Genomic DNA, 23,715 nt, shown 5'->3' on the forward strand with positions numbered 1-23,715 from the left:
AGTAAGGCTTTCCGTAATTAAAAAACGAATATTAAAAACTCAACATCGCCACAACTGTTGACGACCAAAACGAAGGGACGCACCGCCCATCAAAGCGCCGCCATGCGATTGCATCAGGATTCCACAAAACGCCAATAAAATCCAAGTCACGGGTCGCATTAGTGAATCGCAAAAAACGACACATTTTTCCACTTATCCGCAAATGGAGATAACCGCTGCCACGAAAAAGACGAATAAATAAAAATTCCGCTATAGTCGCCATTTTCCAGTCGTCAGTCGGGCAAAAGAAGAGCACCAATAAGCCCGCCACCAGGAGTACATAAAATGAACGCCCGCGAACCCGCTTTCGTCTCCGCTTCCCGCAGCGCGCGCCTGCGCCAGATGCTCGTCAGCAACGAACTCGAATTCATGATGGAGGCCCATAACGGCCTGTCCGCGCGGATCGTCCGCGAAGCCGGCTTCAAGGCGATCTGGGGCTCGGGCCTCGCGATCTCCGCGCAATACGGCGTACGCGACAACAATGAAGCAAGCTGGACGCAAGTCGTCGACACGCTCGAATTCATGGCCGACGCCAGCGATCTGCCGATCCTGCTCGACGGCGATACCGGCTACGGCAACTTCAACAACGTGCGCCGCCTCGTGCGCAAACTCGAACAGCGCGGCATTGCCGGCGTGTGTATCGAAGACAAGCAATTCCCCAAGACCAACAGCTTCATCAACGGCGAAGCGCAGCCGCTCGCCGATATGGACGAGTTCTGCGGCAAGATCAAAGCCGGTAAAGACTCGCAGTCCGATGAGAATTTTTCGATCGTCGCGCGTGTTGAAGCGTTGATTGCCGGCTGGGGCATGGACGAGGCGCTGCGTCGCGCGGAAGCCTATCGCCAGGCCGGCGCGGATGCGATCCTGATTCACAGCAAGCTCTCGCGTCCCGACGAAATTCTCGAATTCGCGCGCGAATGGGCCGGCCGCGGTCCGCTCGTGATCGTGCCGACCAAGTACTACAGCACGCCCACTGAAGTCTTCCGCGAAGCCGGCATCAGCACGGTAATCTGGGCGAACCATCTGATCCGCGCGGCGACCTCGGCGATGCAGGCCGTCGCCAAGGAAATTCACGCGAGCGAAACGCTCGTCAACGTGGAAGACAGCATTGCCGCGGTCAACGAAATCTTCCGCCTCCAGGACGCCGACGAATACTCGGAAGCCGAAGACCGCTATCTGTCGAGCGGCCGTGCGGCCGGTTCAGCGGTCGTGCTCGCGGCGAGCCGCGGCAAGGGCCTCGAAGCCGTCACCGAAGACCGTCCGAAAGTGATGCTGCCGATTGCCGGCAAGCCGCTGTTGCGCTGGCTCGTCGATGCGTTCAAGAAGCAGGGCGTGAACGACATCACCGTGGTCGGCGGTTATCGCGCCGATGCGATCGACACGGCCGGCATCAAGCTCGTCGTCAACGAACAGCATGCGCAAACCGGCGAACTCGCGTCGCTCGCCTGCGCGATCGACAAGCTGGCCGGCGACACGGTGGTCTCGTACGGCGATCTGTTGTTCCGCAGCTATATCCTGCGCGATCTCGTGGAGAGCGAAGCGGCGTTCAGCGTGGTGGTCGATTCGTCGCTGACCGACGCGGAAAACGCCAGCGTGCGCGATTTCGCGTGGTGCTCGGCGGCCGACGACCGCGGTTTGTTCGGCAACAAGGTCGTGCTGCGTCACGTGTCGAGCGGGCAGGACGCCACGTCGGCCATCGCGTCGCAAACGCCGCATGGCCGTTGGGTCGGTTTGCTGAACGTGCGTGGTGAAGGCCGTGAGCGTTTGCAGGCGGTCATGAGCCAATTGCAGGCGCGCCCGGATTTCGCGTCGCTCGACATGCCCGCGTTGCTGAACGCGCTGATCGAAGCAGGCGAGTCGATCGAAGTGCAATACGTGCACGGCCACTGGCGCGGCGTGAACGACCTCGAGGACTTCCGCCGTGCGGGCGACTTCGCGCATGCACAAGCGCCGTTCGCGGCCGCGGTCGGCCGTGCGGGCAAAGGCGCGGCGGACGCGGCGAGCGGAGCCGCGCAATGATCGAGGCAGCACAGTTCGTCGAGGCGGCGCGTGAGCGCGGCTTCGACTGGTATGCGGGCGTGCCGTGCTCGTATCTGACGCCGTTCATCAACTACGTGTTGCAGGACGAGTCGCTGCATTACGTGTCGGCGGCCAATGAAGGCGACGCCGTCGCGTTGATCGCGGGCGTCACGCTCGGCGCGCAAAACGGCCGGCGCGGCATCACCATGATGCAGAACTCCGGGCTCGGCAATGCCGTGAGCCCGTTGACCTCGCTCACGTGGACCTTCCGTCTGCCGCAATTGCTGATCGTCACGTGGCGCGGCCAACCCGGCGTCGCCGACGAACCGCAGCACGCGCTGATGGGCCCCGTCACACCCGCGATGCTGGAGACGATGGAGATCCCCTGGGAAACCTTCCCGACCGAAGCCGACGCAATCGGCCCGGCTCTCGATCGCGCCATCGCGCATATGGATGAAACCGGCCGCCCGTACGCGCTCGTCATGCAGAAGGGCAGCGTGGCGCCGTACGAGTTGAAAGACAGCGGCGCGACCGAGCGCCGCGCACCCGTCACGCCGCAATCGCAGTTCACGAACGTGGCGGCGAGCGAACTGGCTTCGCGTCACGACGCGCTGAACAAGGTGATCGCGCACACGCCGCTCGACTCGACGGTGGTGCTCGCGTCGACCGGCTTTTGCGGGCGCGAACTCTACGCAATCGACGACAGGCCGAACCAGTTGTACATGGTCGGCTCGATGGGTTGCGTGACGCCCTTCGCGCTGGGTCTTGCGCTCGCGCGTCCCGACCTGCACGTCGTCGCGCTCGACGGCGACGGCGCCGCGTTGATGCGCATGGGCGCGTTCGCCACCATCGGCGCGTACGGTCCGTCGAATCTCACGCACGTGCTGCTCGACAACGGCGCGCACGATTCCACCGGCGGTCAGGCGACGGTGTCGTCACAGGTTTCGTTTGCGGGCGTGGCCGCGGCGTGCGGTTATGCGTCGGCGGTCGAAAGCGACGACGCGAACGTGATCGACGCCCTGTTCGAAGCGGCGCCGCTCGACGGCCCGCGCTTCGCGCGGCTCATCATTCGCCGCGGCACGCCCGACGGGCTGCCGCGTCCCACCATCACTCCGCCCGATGTGAAGACGCGTCTGATGCGCCACATCGGCGCCGCTTAAAGTCAAGGAGCGCTCATGCTGCTGCTCAATCCCGGCCCGGTGACGCTCACCGAACGCGTTCGCAATAGCCTGCTGCAGACGGATCTGTGCCACCGCGAAAGCGAATTTTTCGATTTGCAGGAAGAGGCGCGCACGCGCCTCGTCGATCTGTACGGTCTCGACGCGAGCGAATGGCAAGCGGTGCTGATGACCGGCTCCGGCACGGCGGCCGTCGAAAGCATGACCGCCGCGCTGGTGCCGCAAAACGGCAAGCTGCTCGTGGTGGAAAATGGCGTGTACGGCGAGCGTATTTCGCAGATCGCCACCCAATACGGCATCGCGCATGAATCGCTGAAGCACGACTGGATGCAGGCGCCCGATCTCGCGAAGATCGCCGAACGCCTCGACGCGGATAAGGCCTTCACGCACGTCGCCGTGATTCATCACGAAACCACCACGGGCCGCCTGAACGATCTGGCCGCGCTCGGCGCGCTGTGCCGCGCACGGGGACTGCGTCTGCTGGTGGACGGCGTGAGCAGCTTCGGCGCGGAAACGATCGATTTCGCCGACACCAGTCTCGACGCGGTGGCCGCCACGGCGAACAAATGTCTGCATGGCGTGCCGGGCGCGTCGTTCGTGCTGGTGCGCCGCGCGGCGCTCGCGCAGGCGGCGAGCCGCACGTACTACCTCGATCTCGGCCGTCTCGCGAAGTTGCAGGATCAGCGCAACACGCCGTTCACGCCGTCGGTGCATGCGTACTACGCACTGGTCGAAGCGCTGCGCGAACTCGCCGACGAAGGCGGCTGGCGCGCGCGTCACGCGCGCTACGCGGCGCTGGCTGAACAGGCGCGGGCGGGTCTTGCCGAGCGCGGTATCGGCAGCGTGCTGCCGCCGGAAGAGTCGTCGGTGGTGCTGCGCGCGTACCGCTTGCCGGCAGGCATTGCGTATCCGCAACTGCACGACGCGCTGAAGGCGCGCGGCTTCGTCATCTACGCGGGGCAAGGCGGTCTGTCGGCCGAACTGTTCCGCATTTCGACGATGGGCAACATTCACGCCGCCGACATCGACCGCCTGTTGCAGGGCTTTACCGAACTGATGCGCTGATTCGCGCGTCCGGTGGCTGGCCGCGCAACGCGGTCACACCGGGTCTTTGTCCGGCGGCCCATCGGGCCGCTGCGGTTCCTCGGTGTGATGGCCGGGCGACGGCGGTACTAGCGGATCGGCTTCCGGGTCGCGATTCGGATCGGCGTTGGGGTCGGGAATCGGACTGGTATGCATGTCGTAGCTCATGGCAGCACCTTTGAGTGGAGAAGAGGCCGGTGCGGCGACGGCGTCGAACTCGCGCCGGCCGTGCTCTTCAAGCGTAGGCCTTTCCGGCGCGCCGCGTCTCCTACTTTTTCACCCGACGACCCACGCTGAGCTGCCAGTAACGCTCAGTCGCGAAGATGTCGTCGTAATTGCCCGCGCCGAACGCGCGCAACTGGCTTTGGTAAGCGTTGACCGCCTCGCGTTTGAGTTGCGCGCGGCGCTGCGCATCGATCGTGTGGCCGGCGCTCGGACTGGCCGGCGTCGCGACGATGCCGCGCTGCGCGAGATCGGCGAGCCGCGCCTGCACCACGCCGGGCGTGCGCCGGTGAATCGCTTCCTCGTAACCGAACCAGGTCAGATGCGACAGGCGTGGCAGGATTTCACAGCAGGCTTCGAAGACTCGCACGTGATCGTCGTGATACAGGCCGAGCGGCATCAGCAACGTGTTGGCGGTGCTGCGGTAGATAGTTTCCTCAAGCGCCGCCGCCATTTTGCTGATCGAAGGCGAGTCCAGATACTGGCTGTCGCGAAACGGCATGCGCAGCGGAATCGCGTCGAGTACTTCGAGTGCGCGGTTGTCTTCCAGCGTGCGTTCGTGGATGGCCTGATGGGCGTCCGTGAAGCCCGACTTTTCATCCCATTCGGTATGCATTGGCTGCTCGGGTGGGGCGGCGAAGACCGTGCAGACCGCGGCGTCGGGATGGGCGGCGAGCAATGCGCCGCAACTGAAGACGGCGTCGTCGAAATGTGGCGAGACAATGAAAAGGCGTGGGCTGGTTTCGCTCATGGGACGTGTGATGGGTTCGCAACGCGCTGACCGTTGGCGAGGCCGTTCGAGGCTCGAGCGTCGCGCCGGTGCTTGGAAAAATGCGGCGTCACATCAGCTTAGGCGGAATCGTCGCGGCTTGCGCGGCGGGTTTGTGGTGCGCAATCCGCGTGCCTGATCGTGATGGTCGTGCTGATCGGGTCGAGGGTTCCCGTAGAGGCTCACCCTGGTGGGACGGAGGCTTCCTGAATTGGCTCACCATTCGAGGCAAAAAAGCTACGCTCCTTCCGCCGTCAACCCCGCCGCGCGGCTGAACGCCGCCGCCATGCCCGCGACGATATCCTCGCGCAGCCGGCCGTCCACCATTTTCAGCGCATACGACGGATGCCATGTCGGCACGATCAGCCGCCCGCCGTGGTCGATGGTCTGCCCCAGATATTCGGACAGATTGACGTGCGCGCCCGTCAACGCCTTCAGCGCCGTCGCGCCGAGCGTGACGACCACGCGCGGCGCGATTTGCGTGAGCTCGTGTTCCAGCCAGTACTGGCAAGCTTCGACCTCGCGCCGCGCGGGCGTGCGGTGGACGCGCTGCTGCTCCAGCGTTTCCCACTTGTAATGCTTGACGGCATAAGTCAGATAGAGCGCCGCGCGGTCGAGGCCGGCGCGCGCGAGCACCGTATCGAGCAGTAGACCGGCGGGCCCGGTGAAGGGCGCGCCGTGCTGGTTTTCGTGCTCGCCGGGTTGTTCGCCGACCACCATGAGCGCCGCCTGAGCCGGACCGGCGCCCGCGACGGCCTGCTTCGCGTTGCGCCACAACGCGCAGCGCCGGCAGGTAGCCAGCGGGCCGGTGGGCTCGCGCAGCGGTGGCGTCACCGCCGAATATTCGAGCGGCGGCATCTCCGGAACGGTGACGGTGCCACTCTGCGCGCCGAGACGGCTACGCTCGCGCGCAAGCTGTGCGGGCAGCGGCGGACCCACAGGCGGCGTTCTCCAGTAACGCAGCGGCACGGGCGCCGGCGCTCCATTGAAGGCGCTGGCGTAATACGCGAGCCAGAGCGCCTCGGTCGGTTCGCTGGTCGTGGCTTCGCCGGCCATGGCGCCGGGTGGTAACGCCTCGGTGGTTAGCGGATTCTGCTGCTGGTGCTCGGGGCAAGAGGTCTCGCCGTCATCCGCTGCCAGCCGGCTGATTCGCAGCAACATGCCGTTCCAGAAAACCGCGCCTCGCGGTGTCGCCAGCATCCAGGTGGAATCGCCCATGCGCTCGGCAAAGCGCTCGGCGGCCTGCGCCAGCAGATCATGATGCGGCTCGTACCAGCCGACGAATTCCGGCGCTCCCATGGACGGATCGCGCCGCCTGAACAGGGTGAGTGTCACCAGATCATTGGTTTCGTGCTCGACCGACTGGATGCGCTGATCGAGCAGCGCGCCGTCGGCGTCTTGCGGATCGAGGACGTGGCGCTCGCCGTGCGTCCAACGCCACAGGATGCGGTAGAGCAGGGACCAGCGGTCCGGCGCGCAAAAGCAGGCCGCCGTTTTCAGCCAGGCGAGCAGTTCGCGAGGAATGGCGGGCGTGGCGACGACCGGGGCGGCGGAGTTGTCGGGAGCGGCGACACCGCCGGTGCCCGAATCGACCGAATCGAATTCAACCCACTCGATCCGCTCCGGCTCGACGCCTTGCCGCAGCAGTTCCCGCGCCGCGCGGCGCCAGGCGGCAAAAGACGGTTCGATTGAAATGCGTTTCATGCGGACGCGCCGCGGCCATGCGCAACGTAACGCGCCAACCCATGCGGACAAAAATACTGTATGGATGTACAGTATGCGCCTGAACACCAGTCCGGATCAAGCGTGTCACGTCACGACTGCCAGGCCAGGGTCGCGCAACGACTATACGTTGCGCAAATCCTCCGGCGTGTCCACATCGCGCAAGATGCCCGCATCGTCGACGTCCAGCCGCGTCACGTGCTGCGACATCAGCAAGGACCTGGCGCCGGTATCGCCGTCGAGCGCCAGCAGCGCGTCGCGATGCTCGACGCCGAAGCCGACCGGATGTCCACGCTGCCCCTGGTAAAACGGCGCGACCAGCGATGCGCCGCCGTCCAGCGCGCGCGCCACGTCTTCGATCGTGCTGGTGGCGATGCGCGGCATGTCCGCGAGCGCGACGATCCAGCCCTCGGCGCTCTCACTGGCTTCGACGCCGGCGGCGAGACTCGCGCCCATGCCGCGTTCGGCGTCCAGCGCGAACACCACGTCGCAACCGGCATCGTTCAGGAGCCGCGCGAGCGCGTCCGAACCCGGCCGCACCACGGCCAGCACTCGCGTCACGACCCGCAGCAGCCGATGCGCGGATTCATGCGCGACCGGTGTGCCGTCCGGCATGCAGGCGAGCAGTTTATTGTGCAGGCCGTCCGGGTCGAAGCGCGAACCGAAGCCGGCGGCGAGCAACACGCCAGTGGCGAGCGAGGCGTAGGCCATGGGCGGGCACCGGTAGAAAGGATGAGATCGATTGTGCGATGCAACGCAGCCACAGGCAAGCGCCAATGTCGATTCACGGCGCGGGACTGCCAAGGCCACGTCGCGCTCGCTGCGAAGCAGAACGCCATGCGTGCACGGGCCCGATCCGCCTTGAAAGCAATGGCGAAGATAGACGTGAGCGCGTCGGCCACCGCATCCGCGCTAAGCGCACGCGCCAACGAACACAAACCCGAACGCGACCGCGTCGCCATGAAACGCACTGGCGAACGCGAGTGCGTCAAACCTGCATCGTCTGCAGCACCTTGTCGAGCGTGATGGGCAGATCGCGCACGCGCACGCCGGTGGCGTGATACACCGCGTTCGCAATCGCCGCCGGCACGCCCGTAATGCCGATCTCGCCGATTCCGCGTACCCCGAGCGAGTTGATATACGGGTCCGGCCGGTCGATAAAGCTAATGTCGAGCGACCCGATATCGGCATTCACCGGCACGTGATACTCCGCGAGATTCGCATTGGTGAAGCGGCCATAGCGCGTATCGAGCGAGGTCTCTTCCTGCAGCGCCGCCCCGACGCCCCACACGATGCCGCCCATCAACTGGCTGCGCGCCGTCTTCTGGTTGAGCACGCGCCCCACGTCGTACACGCCGACCACACGCGCCACGCGGATCGTGCCGAGATCGGCATCGACATGCACCTCCGCGAACACCGCGCCGAACGAGTGAAGCGAGTACTTCTGCTTTTCGTCGCCGGGCTTGACGGTCGTGCTCGCCTCGATCGGCTTGCCGCCCGAGCGCGCGATGATCGCCGCCGCCGGATCGCGCTTGCCCGGTTGCGAGCGGCTCATCACCCAGCCGTTTTCCACGGTGATGTCGTCGAGCGCGATGCCATGCACGGGCGAGGCCTGATCGGCGAGCGCCAGCGCGATCAACTGGCTGCGCGCCTGGCTCGCCGCGTCGCGTACGGCCGGCGACACGCTGGCGGCCGATTGCGAGCCGCCCGACCCCGGCGCTCTGGGCAGCGACGAGTCGCCGAGCGCGAAGCGAATGTTTTCCGGCGCGAAGCCGAGCGCGTCGGCGGCTACCTGAGTCATCACGGTGTAGGTGCCGGTGCCGAGATCCTGGGTGCCGGAGGCGACCATCGCGGTGCCATCCGGCAAAATCCGCGCGATGGCGCTGGCTTCGCTGCGATTGGCCGGATAGGTCGCGGTCGCCATGCCCATGCCGATCAGCGTGCCACCGTTGCGCATCGAGCGAGGGGCGGCCGTGCGCCGCGACCAGCCGAATTTCTCGGCGCCGATCTGATAACACTCGCGCAAGGACTTGCCCGACCACGGTTTGTTTTCCTGCGGGTCGGCCTCGGCGTAATTCTTGATGCGCAGCGCGAGCGGGTCCATCTTCAAGGCCGCCGCGAGTTCGTCCATGGCCGATTCGAGCGCGAACGAACCGGTTGTTTCACCCGGCGCGCGCATGAAGGTCGGCGTGCCGAGATTGAGCGGCACGATGCGGTGTGTGGTCACCTGATTCGGCACCGCGTACAGCATGCGCGTGACCATGCAGCAGGTCTCGGTCCAGTCTTCGATCACCGAAGTGTTCGAGATGCTGTCGTGGCGCATTGCGGTCAGCGTGCCGTCGCGCCGCGCGGCGAGCACGAAGTGCTGCTCGGTGCGCGGACGCGCGCCGACCGGCCCGAACATCTGCGGCCGTTCGAGCACGAGCCGCACGGGCCGCCCGGTCTGCTTCGCCGCCATCGCGCACAACGACACATGCGACCACGACGAGCCCTTGCAACCGAAGCCGCCGCCCACGAACGGCGAAATCACGCGCACGTCGCCGGGCGACATGCCGAACGTTTTCGCGATGGCCTGCGCCGCGCCGCTGACGCCTTGCGTCGAATCGTAGAGCGTGAGTTGCGGACCGTCCCAGTGCGCCATCGTGGCGTGTGGCTCCATCGGGTTGTGATGTTCGATCGGCGTGGTGTAGGTCGCGTCCACGCGCACTGGGCCGCTTTGCAAGCCGTCGTCGAAGCTGCCGCGTTGCGTGTCGGTCTGGCGGCCTTGCGGTTTGTCCGGCGCGTGCGCGTTCGGCTTGGCTTGCGCGAAGTCCACGGTCGCGGCGCCGCTCTGATACGCGATGCGCAACTGGCGCGCGGCGTCGGTGGCGTGTTCGAGTGTGTCGGCGACCACCACGGCGACCGGCTCGTTGCTGTAGTGAATCTGGTTGTCCTGCAGCAGCGACAGGCGGCGTCCGGCCGGCGGCGCCAACGTGGGCTTGCCACCGTTCGGCAGACGCGGCGCGTTCTGATATGTCATCACGAGCAGCACGCCGGGCAGTGACTGCGAGCGGCTCGCATCGATCGAGGCGATGGTCCCACGCGCGATCGTGCTGGTGACGAGCACCGCATGCGCGAGACGTGCTTCAGGAAATTCGGCGGCATAGCGCGCTTCGCCGGTGACTTTGAGCAGACCGTCGGTGCGGTCGATGGGTTGACCGATCAGATTCATGCGACACCTCCCGCGCGGCCGGCGGCCTGGTTCACTGCGCGCACGATCGCGCGCTGCGCGAGCTGCACCTTGAAACGATTGTCGTGTTGCGGCCGCGCTTCACGTAAAGCGGCCGCGGCGGCGTTGGCGAGCGTCGCTTGCGTGAGCGGCTGGCCGTTGAGCATCTGTTCCGCGCCGCTTGCGCGCCACGGTTTGTGCGCGACGCCGCCCAATGCGATGCGCGCGGTCTTCACGCGATCGCCATCCATCTGCAATGCGGCGGCAACCGAGACCAGCGCGAATGCGTAACTGGCGCGGTCACGCACTTTCAGATAGTGGGAGTTCGCGCTGAAGAGCGGCGGCGGAAGATCGACGGCGGTGATCAGTTCGCCCGGCTGCAAGGTGGTATCGACATCGGGCCGGTCACCGGGCAGCCGGTGGAAATCGGCGAACGCGATAGTCCGTTCGCCTGCGGGGCCACTCACGCGCACTACCGCATCGAGCGCGGCAAGCGCCACGCTCATATCCGATGGATTCACGGCGATGCACTGCGGACTCGCGCCGAGAATCGCATGCGTGCGATTGTGGCCGCCGAGCGCCGCGCAGCCGCTGCCCGGCATGCGCTTGTTGCACTGAGTGAAGGCGGTGTCGTAGAAGTAGCCGCAACGCGTGCGTTGCAGCAGATTGCCGCCGACCGTCGCCATATTGCGCAGTTGCGACGATGCGCCCGCCAGAAATGCTTGCGAGAGCAACGGGTATTGCTCGCGCACCAGCGCGTGATTGGCGGCATCGCTATTGCGCACCAGCGCGCCGAGCCGGATGCCGCCGTCAGGCAGCGTCGTGACCGTATCGAGTCCGCGGATGTGCGTGATATCGATCAGCCGCATCGGCCGCGCTACGCCGCCCTTCATCAGATCGAGAAGATTGGTGCCGCCGCCGATGAATACCGCGCCCGGCTGCTGCGCCGCCCGCACTGCGCCGGCGACATCGCCGGCGCGTTCATAAGAGATCGCATCCATGCTGTCGCTCCGTCAGACGTTGGGGTTGTTGCCGCCGCTGTTCTGGCCGCCGCCTTCATACACCGCGCGTACGGCGGCCACGATGTTCGCGTAGACGCCGCAGCGGCAGATATTGCCGCTCATGCGTTCGCGGATTTCATCGTCGGAGAGTTGGGCGGGACGGTTGCGCACATCGGCCGTGACGGTGCTGGCGGTGCCGTTGCGGAATTCATTCAGAAGGGCCGTCGCGGAACACAACTGCCCCGGCGTACAGTAACCGCACTGAAAGGCATCGTGTTCAATGAATGCGCGCTGCATCGGACTCAATGCGCCATTGGCGGCAAGCCCTTCAACCGTCGTGATGTTCTCGCCTTCATGCATCACGGCGAGTGTCAAACAGGAATTGATGCGGCGGCCGTCGGCGAGCACCGTGCAGGCGCCGCACTGTCCGCGGTCGCAGCCTTTCTTCGTGCCCATCAGGCCCGCGTATTCCCGCAACGCATCGAGCAAGGTCACGCGCGGCTCGAGTTGCAGCGTGTACGCGCGGCCGTTCACCGTCAGCGTGACCGGGCGCGGCGGCACGGCTTGCTGAACCTGAGCCGGTGGCGCGGTTGGGGTTTGAGTCTGCGCGCGCAGATGCGGCGCCGCGCCGACCGTGGCGGCAGCGGCGGCCGATTGAAGAAAGCGGCGGCGTGAAGGTTTGGGTGGGGTGGCGGCTGAGACGTCGCCCGGATCCTGACTTTCGTTATGCTTGGACATGACGTTCTATTGACTCCATTGAAAGGTCAATGCAGGCTGGCGATGCGTCGGTATCCGAAGCGTCGCGATCCCTTGGACAGCGGGCAGCAAATTCGGTGCCGTTGCATTCACAACGGTATTAGCAAATATCGGAGACAAAAAACGTGAAGTCCATTTTCAGAGTCCAGCCTGCGCAACGACCGGTGCCGATGGTGCGAACCCTGGCGATCGTGATGGCCGTGGCGATCGTGCTGACCGCCTGCCACGGCGGCGGTGACAGTGATTCGCCGCCGCCGCCAGCCAACACGCTGCCGGGTTTCATTACCGCTTCCTCGGTGAGAACCCAGGCCTACGACGGCAACACCGACGACCTGCTTACCGCGGGCCTCGGCAAAACCGGCCTCGGGTCGGCCACGGCGCCGGCCATTGCCAACGCTGCGCAGCCTACTGCCGCCGAGCTCCGGCGCCTCGCCATCTGGTCGAACTATCGCGCGCTCGTCGACATGACGGCGACCGGCGGCTATGGACGCTTCTGGGGGCCAAACGTCGACCTCAACGGCAACGACACGCTCGGCGAAGGCAAGATCGCCGGCAAGGAATACCTCGCTTACGCCGACGACGGCAGCGGCACACAGAACGTCACCATGCTGGTGCAAATACCGGCGAGCTTCAATGCGGATCAGCCGTGCATTGTCACGGCAACGTCATCTGGTTCGCGTGGCGTGTACGGCGCGATTTCCGCAGCCGGCGAGTGGGGCCTCAAGCGCGGTTGCGCGGTGGCGTACACCGATAAAGGCAGCGGCAATGGCGCGCATGAGCTGTCTTCCAACCTGGTCACGCTGATCGACGGCACGTTGCAGGATGCCACCGCTGCAGGCAAGAACAGTTTCTTCACGGCCAACCTGGGCAACACCGATCTCGCGACTTACAACAGCAAGTTTCCGAATCGCTATGCGTTCAAGCACGCGCACTCGCAGCAGAATCCGGAGCAGGATTGGGGCAAGGATACGTTGGAGGCGATCCAGTTCGCGTACTGGGCGCTCAACGATTCTTTCGGCACGCTGAACGGTTCGACCCGCACGGTGCGTTATGCAAGCGGCAGCATCACGACTATCGCGGCCTCGGTGAGCAACGGCGGCGGCGCATCGCTCGCGGCGGCGGAACAGGATACGTCCGGTTGGATCACCGCGGTCGTCGTGGGCGAACCGCAGATCAATTTGCGCTTGCCCGCCCAGGTGTCGGTGGCTCAGGGCGGCGTGCCGGTCGGAGCATTCGGCAAGCCGCTCGCGGACTACATGACGCTTGCCAACATGCTGCAACCGTGTGCGGCGCTCGCGCCCGCCGCGGCCGGCGCGCCGTATCTGACGACATTGCCGGTCGCCACGACCACGGCGATTCGCACCGCGAGATGCGCGTCGCTGGCAGCCGCTGGCGTGATCGCGGGTGCGAACTTGACGACCCAGGCGACCAACGCGCTCGCGCTTCTGCATCAGAACGGCTATCAGACCGACTCCGATCTGCTGCAAGCGCCGATGTGGGACTCGCAAGCGGTGCCGGCCGTCGCCGTGACCTATGCGGATGCGTACGCGAAAGCGAGCGTCACCGCCAACCTCTGCGACTTCAGCTTCGGCACGACGAGTTCGACGGGAACCGCCGGTGTGACGCCGGCCGTGTCGCCGATGCCCACGGTGTTCGGCAATGGCAACGGCGTGCCGCCGACCAACGGCATCAACCTCGTCTTCAACTCGGTCGGGGGCGCGGCGGACCACCGGCTGGCGACCGCCGACGCCAGTTACCAGGGTGCCTCCTGCCTGCGTACGCTGTGGACGAACGGTACGCTGACCAACAGCGTCGAGGCCATTCGCGTGAATGCGAATCTGCATGGCAAACCCACCATCATCGTGCAGGGCCGCGCGGATACGCTGGTGCCGATCAATCACGCGTCGCGGCCGTATCTCGGCCTGAATCAACTGAGCGAAGGCGGCGCGAGCAAGCTATCGTTCTATGAAGTGACGAACGCCCAGCATTTCGACGCGTTCCTCGGCGTGGCGGGTTTCGATTCGCGCTTCCTGCCGCTGCATTACTACAACCTTCAGGCGCTCAATCTGATGTGGAGTCATTTGAAGAGCGGTACGCCGCTGCCGCCGTCGCAGGTGATTCACACGATACCGCGTGGCGGCGCGCCCGGCGCCGCGCCCGCGCTGACCACGGCCAATCTGCCTGCGATCGCGGCGAATCCGGGCGTCAATGCGATCACTGTGAGCAACGGCGCGGTGAACGTGCCGAACTGAGTCGCACACAACGGAAGCACCGGCTCGCGGCTGCGCTTCACGCACGCGAGCCGGCGTGCGTGAAGCGCCGTCGGTGAGCATGGCTGATCGGGAATAAACGATGCTATAGCAGACGAAGTGAAGCGCGTTCAAAGGAGAGCGAATGCAGTTCGACTACAGGCATTTCCATATCGATTGCCGCGCCCGCCACGCAGACGACGGCCTCTACTATGCGAGAGCGAAGATCACTCGCGTACCGCGGAAAAAAGAGCACGTGCAGGCGCACGATTCCGGCGACATCGACGCCTTTCCCAGCCAGGCCGATGCCATTTCATGCGCCAGGTCCTGGGCGATCGAGTGGTGCGACGCGGCAGCGCAATAGAACGCATTGCAGGGAGTGCAGGGAGAACATGCCGTGGCCAGGCTTCGAATCGCGACTTTCAACATCAACGGTATCCGCTCGCGCCTGCCGGCGCTGCTGCAATGGCTCGAACGCGAGGCGCCCGACATCGTCTGTTTGCAGGAACTCAAGGCGGTGGACAGCGCGTTTCCCGTCGAACAACTGGGCGACGCCGGCTATAGCGCGATCTGGCATGGGCAGAGCGCCTGGAACGGCGTGGCGATTCTGTCGAAAGGCGAAGCGCCGCTGGAGAGCCGCCGCGGCCTGCCCGGTTTCGAGGACGACACGCATAGCCGCTACCTCGAAGCGGCAGTCGGCGGCGTGCTGGTGGCGTGCCTCTATCTGCCGAACGGCAATCCGCAACCGGGCCCCAAGTTCGACTACAAGCTGGCGTGGTTCGATCATTTCATCGAGCATGCGGCGAAACTGTACAAGAGCGCCCATCCGGTCGTGCTGGCGGGCGACTTCAACGTGGTGCCCACCGACGAAGACATCTATAACCCGCGTTCCTGGCTGAAGGACGCGCTGCTCCAGCCCGAGAGCCGCGAGCGTTACCAGCGGCTGCTCGCGCAAGGCTGGACCGACGCGCTGCGAACGCATTTCGGCGACGAACGGGTCTACACGTTCTGGGACTATTTCCGCCGGCATTGGGATACCAACTCCGGCTTGCGCATCGACCATCTGCTGCTGAGCGCCGACCTCGCGCCGCGCTTGCGCGATGCGGGCGTCGACCGCTGGGTGCGGGGCGAGCCGCACGCGAGCGATCACGCGCCCACGTGGGTCGAACTGGAGATGAGTGCGGGGCGCCGCAAGAAAAGCGGCGCATAGGAATGTAAAAGCGGGCGTATAGCGGGCGCATAAGCGCGAAACGGGCGATCGCTCATCGCGGATCGCCCGGCGATCAACCGCGTCGAAAATCAACGGCGATAGTCGCGTCCCGCGGCACCATGCGCCCACAGCGCGCCGGCCACGAAGCCGGCGAGCGCGACCACCGCGATCGCGGTGAAGGGGCTTTCCGCCGTGGTTTCACGCACGAGGCTCGTGGTGCTCGCGGCTAGTTGCTGGGCTTTGCCGCTGAGTTCCTTCGCCTTGCCGGCCAATTGCGTGCCGGTATCGCCCAATACGTCGCCGACCGCGCCCTGAACCTTGCCCGCGACTTCCTTCACTGCGCCTTCCGCTGAGTTAGCTGCCGAATTGGTGTCCATACGTTTTTGCTCCCATTGTCATATTTACGTGTGAGCCATTGCGATCGCAACGCGGCCACACCAGGGTGTCGCGCAGGCCGCGCCGAGAAGCGCGGCTTACGTCCACCAGACAGGGCGCAAGAAGCGCGCCCGACGGAAAAAGCAAAACAGACGGCGTCAGACTGGAGCGTCAGTGCCGCCGCCGGGAATTGATCCCCACGAATACGGCCATCAGCATAAGGAAGCCGCCGAACAGCAGCGCCGAATTCACCACGGCGTGCGTAAACCCGAGTCGCTCGACATTGATGAACGGATAGGGGTAGAAATCCGACAACCTTCCGCGCCAGAAGGTCACGCCGAGATAGGTCAATGGATACACCAGCCACAACAGACAATGCCGCAGCTTCAGGTGAAAACGCGGCACGAACAGCACCCAGTAAAGCGCGGCGAGCATAGGCAAGACACTGTGGAGCGATTCGTTGAGCAGCAGCCGGAATGCCGTAGGTGTCCAGTAACCTCGCAACAGCAGGTTGTAGGCGATCCCGACAAACGCCATGTACACCACCACGGCGGTGACGACGGTAGGTTGCCGGAAAAATCGCGCGGGCGTTGACCGGTGGCCACGCAACGCCACGCAGGTAAAGCAGATCGCGCAGGCGAGCACCGTCAGATTGGTGAGGTAACTGCTCATGCGGGCGAAGCCGTCGAGCACGGTCAGCCCGCGGGCGAGCGTGCGATCGATCGTGACCTCGGCTTGCGCGACGATGGAGATCCACGCAATGACGGCGATGATCGCCGCCAACGTCACCGACGGAACACTAGGCGTATGCAGCGGAAGCTCGGGCTCCCGTTGCTCGGAAAGGGCAGGGCGCATGCGTTCGATTCTATACACACTGCATGGGCTTTGCAGTGTGCGCTATGGCTCTGCAGTGTGCGCTATCGAGCGCACGCGCTGAATCGATCATGCGGAGGGCCGGAAAAATACTACGGCGTGCTACGCGAACCGGTCACCGGCTGCATGCGCCCGACCACGGCGGGAATGGTCGAACTCGCCGGAGTGGTTTCGTCGATCGCGGTGCGTCCGCCGTCGTGGAAAAACGCCAGTTCCGCGGCTTTGTTCAGCACCAGGATGCTGATGCGACGATTGGTCGGCTCGTCGACGACATGGCTGTTCAGCGGCAAGACGTCCGCCAGCCCGCGCACCTGCAGCAGCTTTTCGCCATGCATGCCGCCGGCGACCAGCGAGCGGCGCGCGGCGTTGGCGCGTTCGGACGACAGCTCCCAGTTCGAATAGCCTTCCGGGCCCGCCGTGTACGGCACCGCATCCGTATGGCCGGCAATCGAAATGCGGTTGTCGACGTCGTTGAGCGCGGCGCCGATCTGCGTGAGGATCGTCACCGCGTAGGGCTGCAGCTTCGAACTGCCGGAAGGGAACATCGGCCGGTTCTGCGAATCGACGATCTCGATACGCAGCCCTTCGTTCGTGATCGAAATGCGGATCTGATCCTTGAACGCCTTCAATGCGGGGCTTTGCTCGATCAACGTAGTGAGCTTCGCCTTCAGTTGTTCGAGACGCGCCGCATCGGACGGCGCCACGGTCGGTGCGGCGGTGGCGGGCGGAGTGGGCTGGGTCTGGCTCTTCTTGCCGTCGCCGGGCCGTGTATCGGAGATGTCGCGGCCGCCGCCTTGCACCACGCTCGGACGCGCGGCGGCGGTGCCTTCGTTGCCGCCGAGCAGGCTCGACAGGGGCGTGTTGAAATAGTCCTCGATACCCTGCTTGTCGTACTTCGACGTGGAGCCGAGCAGCCACATCAGCAGGAAGAACGCCATCATCGCCGTGACGAAGTCGGCGTAGGCGATCTTCCATGCGCCGCCGTGATGCCCGCCGTGGTCATCGCCCTTTCTCGAACGGCGCACGATCACCGGCGCCGGCGCCTGTTCCTCCTGCGAGGCGCGCGATCTTCTTTCGCTCATCATGCCGCTCCGCGTCAGGCCGACTTCGGCATCTTGGTGGCGCGCACGGCGTCGTCGAGTTCCTGGAAGCTCGGACGGTCGGCGGTGAACAGCACCTTGCGGCCGAACTCGACGGCGATCGGCGGCGCGTAGCCGGACAGCGACGCGAGCAGCACGGCCTTTACGCACTGGTACGGCTTGGCCTCAGCGCGGCCCTTCGCGTTGAGCAGATCGGCCACGGGGCCGATAAAGCCATACGCGAGCAGAATGCCGAGGAACGTGCCGACCAGCGCGCCGGCAATCATTTCTCCAAGCACGGCGGGCGGCGCGCCGACCGAACCCATGGTATGAACGACGCCCATGACCGCCGCGACGATCCCGAAGGCGGGCAAGCCGTCGGCCATTTTCTGAATGGCGTTGGCCGCGACCGACGCTTCCGCGTGATGCGTGGCCAGCTCCTCGTCCATCAAGTCCTGCACTTCGAGCACGTTCACATTGCCGCCGGACATCATGCGCAGATAGTCGACGATGAAGTCGAGCAAATGATGGTCCTCCAGCACGTGTGAGTACTTCTGGAAAATCACGCTTTCTTCCGGCGCGGTGACGTCCGTTTCGAGCGACATCATGCCTTCCTTGCGCGCCTTCTGAAGCAGTTCATAAAGCAGCGCGATCAGCTCCAGATATTTTTCCTTGGTGTAGCCGCCGCCTTTAAAACATGACGGAATCGCCTTGATGGTTTTCTTCAGCGTGGAAGTCGGATTGCTCACGACAAATGCGCCGATTGCCGCACCGAAAATACAGAGTAATTCGAACGGCTGAACGAGCGCCGGCAGGTGCCCACCCACGCCGACAAAACTCCCGATCACAGAACCGATCACTACAACCCAGCCGATTGCGACAAACATACTCTCTCCGATTATCTTGCGCGACGCACGGCCGATCAGAGCAGGTCCTATTTCAAGGCCTTTTCTTGTGCGTCATAAAATTTTTGCATGTATGGGTAAACGGCTGGATTCGTTGTTGCTGAAGTGCTCGGCTGGGTGAAACACTAAAAATTTCACCAATCGGTTAGTTTATTGAATGGGTGCCGGTAAATTTGTCCGCTCATTGCGATCGTTGCAATTGCAACTTGTATTCGCCTAGTCCGGTAAAACCCCCGTGTCAATCTGCCGCTGACGCAAAACGGATACGTAACCTATTTACCGATCGGTCTGCTAGCATGACGAACAGTTTGTATCGACGGCCATTCCCCGGGGACACCTCGCCACAGTGCCCCCGTCGACCACGAACACCGGCAGCGCTAGCGACTCACCCGGAGAACAATGCCGCATGCGGAATCTGACATCTGCTGCTCGATATTGGCTGGTTCGCAAGGCGGCCGCCTGCATGACGGGTCTCGGCCTGCTGTTCATTTCCACTCTCAGTCACGCTCAGGAGTTTTCGCTATTCGGCGGCGGCTCGCGCGCGAGCAGTATCAACACCTATACGTGGGCCTTCAACTATCAGGAAGGCCTGGGGCAATATTTCGCCGCGAGCTTCACGTGGCTCAACGAAGGGCACATTCCCGATCATCATCGCGACGGGCAGATGATCCAGTTGTGGGCGCGCCTTCCCGTGGGCAGCCCGCAGTTCGTCGTGCAAGCGGGCGTCGGCCCATACCGCTACTTCGATACGACCACCGCCGAGCAGGGCGGCAGTTATTCCAACACCCACGGCTGGGGCGTGGTGTACAGCGTGCGCGCCGCGTATTACGCGTCGAACCGGTGGATCACGCAGTTCCAGTTGAATCGCGTGCACGTTCAGCGTGGACCGGATTCGACCGGCGTGATGTTCGGCGTCGGCTATCAGCTCGACGCGCCTGGTTCGCCCGGTCCGCGCGACTGGGCGATCGGCAGCACGCACAAGGTCACCAATAACGAAGTGGCGGTGTATCTCGGCAAAACCATCGTCAATTCGCCCAGCTCACCGAACGCAGTGGGCGGCGCGATCGAGTACCGGCGCGGCCTCGCGAAATATCTCGACGTGACGGTCGGCTATCTTCACGAAGGCAGTACCAAGGTGGCGCGCCGCGACGGGCTAACGAGCCAGTTGTGGGCCACACGCGCGTTCCTCAACGACAAGGTTTCGTTGGCGGTCGGCTTCGGCGCCTACTATGCGATCGACGAGAACGAACATAGCGAGACGCCCGGTCCGGGCGCCGGGACGTTCTCCGGCCTCATCACCATTGCGGGCTCGTATCGCATCACCGAGCACTGGGATGCGCGGCTCGCATGGAACCGCGTCATGACCCGTTATGATCGTGATTCGGATGTGATATTCGGTGGCGTGGGTTACCGTTGGTGAAGGCTTACTCGACCCACGCAGGATGTTGCCGTGCCAGCAAAAGCAGTCTCTCGAGCCGCTAACCAAGACCCGGAAAAACGGAGAAGAGCATGAAAGCCAGCACCATCGCCGAACGGGAGGCCCGGGGCCGCGCCGCCCGCGAGCATTCGAAACGGTCGAGCCATAAGGCGGTAGGCGAGTTGCATCGCAACCCGATCGAGTTGCTCAAGCAAAGCAGCGAGGGCCGGGTGCAGAACCTCGTGCCGCTGCGCTATGGGCGCATGGCCGCCTCGCCTTTCACGTTTTTTCGCGGCACCGCGATCCTGCAGGCGCACGATCTCAGCCAGGTGCGCGACTCCGGCCTGACCATGCCGATCTGCGGCGACGGGCACTTGATGAATTTCGGCGGCTTCGCTACGCCCGAGCGGCAACTCGTCTTCGATCTGAACGACTTCGACGAGGTGTCGATCGGGCCATTCGAGTGGGACCTGAAACGGCTGACCGCAAGCTTCGTCGTCGCGGCGCGTCACATGCGCCTGAGCCGGGGCGCCGCTGAAAACCTGGTGATGACGGCGGTCACCGAATACCGCGACCGCATGGCGCAGTACGCGCAATGCGGCGCGCTCGAACTCTGGTACGACCGGATCACCTTCGACCGTATGGCGGAAACGGCGTTGACACCGGAACGCCGCCGCACCGTAAGGCGCGGCATGGAAAAAGCTGCGAGCCGGACGCACGAAAGCCTGCTCGAGAAAATGGCCGAGCACGACGGCGACCACTGGACGATCCGCGATGCGCCACCGGCGCTGTTTCATATGCTGGGCGCCAACACCCTGTTCACCGCGGAAGAGACCGAAGCGTTCCGAGGCGCGAACTGGCGCAAGTTGCTCGAACGCATGTGGGGCGAGTATCTGAAGACGATGTCGCATGACCGGCGCGAACTGCTCAGTCATTTCACCGTGCAGGATCTGGTGTTCAAGGTGGTGGGCGTGGGCAGCGTCGGCACGCGCTGCATGGTGCTGCTGTTGGTCGATCACATGGGCAAGCCGCTGTTCCTGCAGTTGAAGGAGGCGCGGCCTTCGGTGATCGCGCAGTTCTACAAATCGCCGGTCATCAAGCACGAAGGTGAACGCGTCGTGCAAGGACAGCGCATGCTGCAGGCCGCGAGCGACGTCTTTCTCGGCTGGGCGACGGGGCCGCTCGGGCGGCAATTCTATTTCCGCCAGCTGCGCGACATGAAGCTCTCGGCGAACATCGAGTTGTTCGACATCGACCTGCTGGAAGGCTATGCGCGGCTATGCGGCTGGATCATGGCGCGCGCGCATGCCAAGGCGAGCGGGCAGGCGATCGAAGTCAGCGCGTATATCGGCCGTGGCGACCAGTTCGCGGAAGCGCTCACCGGCTATGCCGCGACCTACGCGGATCAGGTGGAGCGCGATTACGACGTGTTCCTGAAGGCGTGCCGCAGCGGACAACTCGAGGCGCGCACGGACGAAGACATGGCGGCGGATTTCCGCGTGTAGCGGCGGTGTTGGCGCGGCTCTCCGCGTTGGACCGCATGCGAGCCGTGTAACGCGCATGGGCAGAGCGGCCTACGCGCGTACGCGTGTGCGCGTCTCAGTCTCTGCTGTCTACGCGCGCCTCGCGCAACGTCACGAAACGCAAGCGCCGTTGCCGAGCGGCGTCGATCACACGCGGCAGCACCGCGAGGATCAACGGCGTGCCCTCGATCGTGAGCGCGGCGTTACCGTCGTGGAGTAGCAGAATGTCGCGCGGCGCGAGGCCGTCGAGCAACCGCCGCGTGACCACGCCTGGATCGCGCTCGCGCGTGTCGTAGCCGCGCCGTGTCCACGCTGCGAGCCGCAGATCGAGCTTGCGCAAGACCGGTTCGAGAAAAATGTTTCGCAGCCCCGCCGGCGCGCGGAAGAACATCGGCCGTTCGCCGCTTAGGGCTTCGAGCGTGCGTTGCGCGGCGTCGATCTCGCGCGTGAGGGCGCCCGGCAACGTCACGGAAAACGTGTGGACGTGAACCTGCGAATGGTTTTCGAGCGCATGGCCGCGCGCGACGATCTCGCGTGCGAGTTCCGGATAACGCTGCGCCTTCGCGCCGATGCAGAAGAACGTGGCGCGCACGCCGAAGGCGTCGAGCAGATCGAGCACTTGCGGCGTGACGAGGGGATCGGGACCGTCGTCGATGGTCAGCGCGATCGCGTCGGCGTTGCGCGCGGACGCGGGCAGGCGGGTCCAGTTCGGACCGAGCAGCGAGGTGCGCGGCAACAGACCGGCCACCGTGAAAATGGCGTGATTCACAAAGATCGCGGCGAGCCACCAGGGCCACGCGGCGGGCGCGACCAGCCATCCTGCCAGCACGAATACGTGCCATGCGGCGGTGGTGGTGAGCATCGCGGGATAGCCGGTTTGCGGCCAGCGGCGTGGCGGCACGTCGTGGACGCCATGCGGCGGCGTGGGGAGTTCTTTCATAAAGCGTGCTTCCTGTCTTCCTTCCTCCTTCCTCCTTCCTGGGAAGGCCTTGAATCGCGCGCGCGGCGCGCAACAGCAGACGATACCATTGATGCGCGCCGCGACGCGCCCGCGGACAGAAACGGCAAATAATGAAAGCGCGCTGAAAGACGTTATGCTTCGCGACGGCCGGGCCTTCAGGACGGCCGCTTGATCAACTCACTGTGCCTAATTCGCCGGTTCGTGCCGGTCATGCGTCCATGCGTTTGCGTCACATCGAAATTTTTCACGCCATCATGCGCACGGGGTCGCTGTCGAAAGCGGCGGAACTGCTGTGCGTGTCGCAGCCCGCCGTGAGCAAGGCGCTCGCGCACGCTGAGCGCAGCTTGGGCTTCGCTTTGTTCAACCGCGTGCATGGCCGCTTGCAGCCGACGCGTGAAGCGGAGCTGCTGTTCTCCGAATCGCAGAAGCTGCAGGCGAATCTCGACGGCATTCGCCATCTGGCGCGCAATCTCGCGCTGCAACCGGAGGGGCACCTACGCATCGGCTGTCTGCCGAGTCTCGGGCTGAGTCTGATTCCGCCCGCGGTGCAGGCGTTTCGCCGCGACTTTCCGCGCGTGTCGCTGAAGATTCAGACGCGGCATACGGAGGAGTTGCTCAACGCGTTGCTCACGCGCGATCTCGATCTCGCGATCGCGTTGAATCCACCGGCGCGGCCCGGCATCACCGCGGTCGAGCTGGGCCGCACGGCGATCGTCTGTGTCTGTCCGCCCGACGATCCCGACGCGCGGCAGCCGATCGATCTCGCGGCCTTCCTCGCGCGCGACTGGATCAGCATCGGCAATACCGATCCGCTTGGCGAATTGATCGGCAATGCGCTCGAAGCGCAGGGCCTCGATGAAAGCGTCGCCGCCGTCGAAGCGCAGACCTGGTATGTGGCGCGTGCTCTCGCCGCACGCGGCATCGGCTATGCGCTGCTCGATGAACTGACGGCGCGCAGCGGCGCGGAGCCGGTCGCGATCCGGCCGGTGACGCCCGCCCTGTCGGCGGGCGTGTTCGCGCTGTGGCGCGACGGCGGCATGGACTCGCAGGCCGGCAACGCGTTTCTCGACGTGTTGCGCGCGCCCTTCGCCTGAGCCGTCCCTCGGCTTCGAGCTCTTAACCCTGG

The 23,715-nt window shown here is 64.7% G+C and carries 21 protein-coding genes; 9 read left to right on the forward strand and 12 right to left on the reverse strand.

Features of this window, described 5'->3' with window-relative positions; all coding sequences use genetic code 11:
* The first annotated feature begins 324 nt into the window (after positions 1-324).
* Genes aepX through ACQKRQ_RS30195 form a run of 3 tightly spaced genes read left to right on the forward strand, consistent with a single transcriptional unit; the run spans position 325 to position 4,301 of the window.
* Entirely contained in the window at positions 325-2,058 is a 1,734-nt protein-coding gene (aepX, locus tag ACQKRQ_RS30185; RefSeq protein WP_408176954.1) for a phosphoenolpyruvate mutase, read from the forward strand.
* Complete coding sequence (aepY, locus tag ACQKRQ_RS30190) at positions 2,055-3,218, forward strand: phosphonopyruvate decarboxylase (protein ID WP_427481228.1); 1,164 nt, start codon at positions 2,055-2,057, stop codon at positions 3,216-3,218. Before aepX ends, aepY begins: the two co-directional genes overlap by 4 nt.
* 15 nt (positions 3,219-3,233) lie before the next feature.
* Positions 3,234-4,301: a 2-aminoethylphosphonate aminotransferase gene (locus ACQKRQ_RS30195; RefSeq protein WP_132382124.1), complete on the forward strand. Its 1,068-nt coding sequence runs from the start codon at positions 3,234-3,236 to the stop codon at positions 4,299-4,301.
* A 33-nt stretch (positions 4,302-4,334) separates the two neighbouring features.
* On the opposite strand, the gene ACQKRQ_RS30200 is transcribed toward ACQKRQ_RS30195, so the two are convergent.
* From ACQKRQ_RS30200 to ACQKRQ_RS30230, 7 genes are all read right to left on the reverse strand, one after another.
* The gene (locus ACQKRQ_RS30200; protein WP_165614491.1) at positions 4,335-4,487 is read right to left on the reverse strand and encodes a hypothetical protein; all 153 of its coding nucleotides are present in this window, start codon (positions 4,485-4,487) and stop codon (positions 4,335-4,337) included.
* Between the two features lie 100 nt (positions 4,488-4,587).
* Complete coding sequence (locus tag ACQKRQ_RS30205; protein ID WP_132382126.1) at positions 4,588-5,292, reverse strand: PIG-L deacetylase family protein; 705 nt, start codon at positions 5,290-5,292, stop codon at positions 4,588-4,590.
* 255 nt (positions 5,293-5,547) lie between these two features.
* Complete coding sequence (locus ACQKRQ_RS30210; protein WP_427481230.1) at positions 5,548-7,014, reverse strand: UdgX family uracil-DNA binding protein; 1,467 nt, start codon at positions 7,012-7,014, stop codon at positions 5,548-5,550.
* A 141-nt stretch (positions 7,015-7,155) separates the two neighbouring features.
* Positions 7,156-7,743, reverse strand: a complete 588-nt coding sequence (locus ACQKRQ_RS30215) for a nucleotidyltransferase family protein (protein ID WP_132382130.1) — start codon at positions 7,741-7,743, stop codon at positions 7,156-7,158.
* A 277-nt stretch (positions 7,744-8,020) separates the two neighbouring features.
* Entirely contained in the window at positions 8,021-10,243 is a 2,223-nt protein-coding gene (locus ACQKRQ_RS30220; RefSeq protein ID WP_427481231.1) for a xanthine dehydrogenase family protein molybdopterin-binding subunit, read from the reverse strand.
* Entirely contained in the window at positions 10,240-11,241 is a 1,002-nt protein-coding gene (locus ACQKRQ_RS30225) for an FAD binding domain-containing protein (protein WP_427481232.1), read from the reverse strand. The genes ACQKRQ_RS30220 and ACQKRQ_RS30225 overlap by 4 nt, the downstream gene beginning before the upstream one ends.
* A gap of 12 nt (positions 11,242-11,253) precedes the next feature.
* The gene (locus tag ACQKRQ_RS30230) at positions 11,254-11,979 is read right to left on the reverse strand and encodes a 2Fe-2S iron-sulfur cluster-binding protein (RefSeq protein WP_427481234.1); all 726 of its coding nucleotides are present in this window, start codon (positions 11,977-11,979) and stop codon (positions 11,254-11,256) included.
* Between the two features lie 188 nt (positions 11,980-12,167).
* Here ACQKRQ_RS30230 and ACQKRQ_RS30235 point away from each other — a divergent pair, with 188 nt between their 5' ends.
* The 3 genes from ACQKRQ_RS30235 (at position 12,168) to ACQKRQ_RS30245 (ending at position 15,456) form a co-directional block, all read left to right on the forward strand.
* Positions 12,168-14,249 (forward strand): D-(-)-3-hydroxybutyrate oligomer hydrolase, encoded by a 2,082-nt coding sequence (locus tag ACQKRQ_RS30235; protein ID WP_427481401.1) that lies wholly within the window; start codon positions 12,168-12,170, stop codon positions 14,247-14,249.
* Between the two features lie 142 nt (positions 14,250-14,391).
* A complete protein-coding gene (locus ACQKRQ_RS30240; RefSeq protein ID WP_132382138.1) occupies positions 14,392-14,610 on the forward strand; it encodes a hypothetical protein in 219 nt (72 codons plus the stop codon).
* Positions 14,611-14,643: 33 nt separating this feature from the next.
* Entirely contained in the window at positions 14,644-15,456 is an 813-nt protein-coding gene (locus ACQKRQ_RS30245; RefSeq protein ID WP_427481235.1) for an exodeoxyribonuclease III, read from the forward strand.
* A gap of 89 nt (positions 15,457-15,545) precedes the next feature.
* Here the strand turns inward: ACQKRQ_RS30245 and ACQKRQ_RS30250 are convergent, their stop codons facing one another.
* The 4 genes from ACQKRQ_RS30250 to motA all read right to left on the reverse strand — a co-directional run bounded on the left by ACQKRQ_RS30250 (position 15,546) and on the right by motA (position 18,670).
* Positions 15,546-15,833, reverse strand: coding sequence for a CsbD family protein (locus ACQKRQ_RS30250; protein ID WP_132382142.1), 288 nt, complete (start codon positions 15,831-15,833; stop codon positions 15,546-15,548).
* A gap of 169 nt (positions 15,834-16,002) precedes the next feature.
* On the reverse strand, positions 16,003-16,686 hold the full coding sequence (locus ACQKRQ_RS30255) for a Pr6Pr family membrane protein (protein WP_427481237.1): 684 nt from the start codon (positions 16,684-16,686) through the stop codon (positions 16,003-16,005).
* A gap of 110 nt (positions 16,687-16,796) precedes the next feature.
* Positions 16,797-17,786 (reverse strand): flagellar motor protein MotB, encoded by a 990-nt coding sequence (gene motB / locus ACQKRQ_RS30260; RefSeq protein WP_427481238.1) that lies wholly within the window; start codon positions 17,784-17,786, stop codon positions 16,797-16,799.
* 14 nt (positions 17,787-17,800) lie between these two features.
* Positions 17,801-18,670 (reverse strand): flagellar motor stator protein MotA, encoded by an 870-nt coding sequence (motA, locus tag ACQKRQ_RS30265; RefSeq protein WP_408176969.1) that lies wholly within the window; start codon positions 18,668-18,670, stop codon positions 17,801-17,803.
* Between the two features lie 424 nt (positions 18,671-19,094).
* Between motA and ACQKRQ_RS30270 the strand changes: the two genes are divergently transcribed.
* Positions 19,095-20,108, forward strand: coding sequence for a hypothetical protein (locus tag ACQKRQ_RS30270; RefSeq protein WP_408281889.1), 1,014 nt, complete (start codon positions 19,095-19,097; stop codon positions 20,106-20,108).
* Positions 20,109-20,197: 89 nt separating this feature from the next.
* Entirely contained in the window at positions 20,198-21,610 is a 1,413-nt protein-coding gene (locus ACQKRQ_RS30275; RefSeq protein WP_408281887.1) for a DUF2252 domain-containing protein, read from the forward strand.
* A 94-nt stretch (positions 21,611-21,704) separates the two neighbouring features.
* On the opposite strand, the gene ACQKRQ_RS30280 is transcribed toward ACQKRQ_RS30275, so the two are convergent.
* Positions 21,705-22,568 (reverse strand): polysaccharide deacetylase family protein, encoded by an 864-nt coding sequence (locus ACQKRQ_RS30280; protein WP_427481239.1) that lies wholly within the window; start codon positions 22,566-22,568, stop codon positions 21,705-21,707.
* A 239-nt stretch (positions 22,569-22,807) separates the two neighbouring features.
* Between ACQKRQ_RS30280 and ACQKRQ_RS30285 the strand changes: the two genes are divergently transcribed.
* Positions 22,808-23,683 (forward strand): LysR family transcriptional regulator, encoded by an 876-nt coding sequence (locus tag ACQKRQ_RS30285; RefSeq protein WP_427481240.1) that lies wholly within the window; start codon positions 22,808-22,810, stop codon positions 23,681-23,683.
* The last annotated feature ends 32 nt before the right edge of the window (positions 23,684-23,715 follow it).

It is taken from the genome of Paraburkholderia sp. NPDC080076 (assembly GCF_050281145.1).
In the GTDB taxonomy this organism is placed as follows: domain Bacteria; phylum Pseudomonadota; class Gammaproteobacteria; order Burkholderiales; family Burkholderiaceae; genus Paraburkholderia.

Bases quoted from the DNA above. Each gene is read 5' to 3' on its own strand.
- aepX (WP_408176954.1), top strand. From the start codon at position 325: ATGAACGCCCGCGAACCCGCTTTCGTCTCCGCTTCCCGCAGCGCGCGC.
- aepY (WP_427481228.1), top strand. From the start codon at position 2,055: ATGATCGAGGCAGCACAGTTCGTCGAGGCGGCGCGTGAGCGCGGCTTC.
- ACQKRQ_RS30195 (WP_132382124.1), top strand. From the start codon at position 3,234: ATGCTGCTGCTCAATCCCGGCCCGGTGACGCTCACCGAACGCGTTCGC.
- ACQKRQ_RS30200 (WP_165614491.1), bottom strand. From the start codon at position 4,487: ATGAGCTACGACATGCATACCAGTCCGATTCCCGACCCCAACGCCGAT.
- ACQKRQ_RS30205 (WP_132382126.1), bottom strand. From the start codon at position 5,292: ATGAGCGAAACCAGCCCACGCCTTTTCATTGTCTCGCCACATTTCGAC.
- ACQKRQ_RS30210 (WP_427481230.1), bottom strand. From the start codon at position 7,014: ATGAAACGCATTTCAATCGAACCGTCTTTTGCCGCCTGGCGCCGCGCG.
- ACQKRQ_RS30215 (WP_132382130.1), bottom strand. From the start codon at position 7,743: ATGGCCTACGCCTCGCTCGCCACTGGCGTGTTGCTCGCCGCCGGCTTC.
- ACQKRQ_RS30220 (WP_427481231.1), bottom strand. From the start codon at position 10,243: ATGAATCTGATCGGTCAACCCATCGACCGCACCGACGGTCTGCTCAAA.
- ACQKRQ_RS30225 (WP_427481232.1), bottom strand. From the start codon at position 11,241: ATGGATGCGATCTCTTATGAACGCGCCGGCGATGTCGCCGGCGCAGTG.
- ACQKRQ_RS30230 (WP_427481234.1), bottom strand. From the start codon at position 11,979: ATGTCCAAGCATAACGAAAGTCAGGATCCGGGCGACGTCTCAGCCGCC.
- ACQKRQ_RS30235 (WP_427481401.1), top strand. From the start codon at position 12,168: ATGGTGCGAACCCTGGCGATCGTGATGGCCGTGGCGATCGTGCTGACC.
- ACQKRQ_RS30240 (WP_132382138.1), top strand. From the start codon at position 14,392: ATGCAGTTCGACTACAGGCATTTCCATATCGATTGCCGCGCCCGCCAC.
- ACQKRQ_RS30250 (WP_132382142.1), bottom strand. From the start codon at position 15,833: ATGGACACCAATTCGGCAGCTAACTCAGCGGAAGGCGCAGTGAAGGAA.
- ACQKRQ_RS30255 (WP_427481237.1), bottom strand. From the start codon at position 16,686: ATGCGCCCTGCCCTTTCCGAGCAACGGGAGCCCGAGCTTCCGCTGCAT.
- motB (WP_427481238.1), bottom strand. From the start codon at position 17,786: ATGAGCGAAAGAAGATCGCGCGCCTCGCAGGAGGAACAGGCGCCGGCG.
- motA (WP_408176969.1), bottom strand. From the start codon at position 18,670: ATGTTTGTCGCAATCGGCTGGGTTGTAGTGATCGGTTCTGTGATCGGG.
- ACQKRQ_RS30270 (WP_408281889.1), top strand. From the start codon at position 19,095: ATGCGGAATCTGACATCTGCTGCTCGATATTGGCTGGTTCGCAAGGCG.
- ACQKRQ_RS30275 (WP_408281887.1), top strand. From the start codon at position 20,198: ATGAAAGCCAGCACCATCGCCGAACGGGAGGCCCGGGGCCGCGCCGCC.
- ACQKRQ_RS30280 (WP_427481239.1), bottom strand. From the start codon at position 22,568: ATGAAAGAACTCCCCACGCCGCCGCATGGCGTCCACGACGTGCCGCCA.
- ACQKRQ_RS30285 (WP_427481240.1), top strand. From the start codon at position 22,808: ATGCGTTTGCGTCACATCGAAATTTTTCACGCCATCATGCGCACGGGG.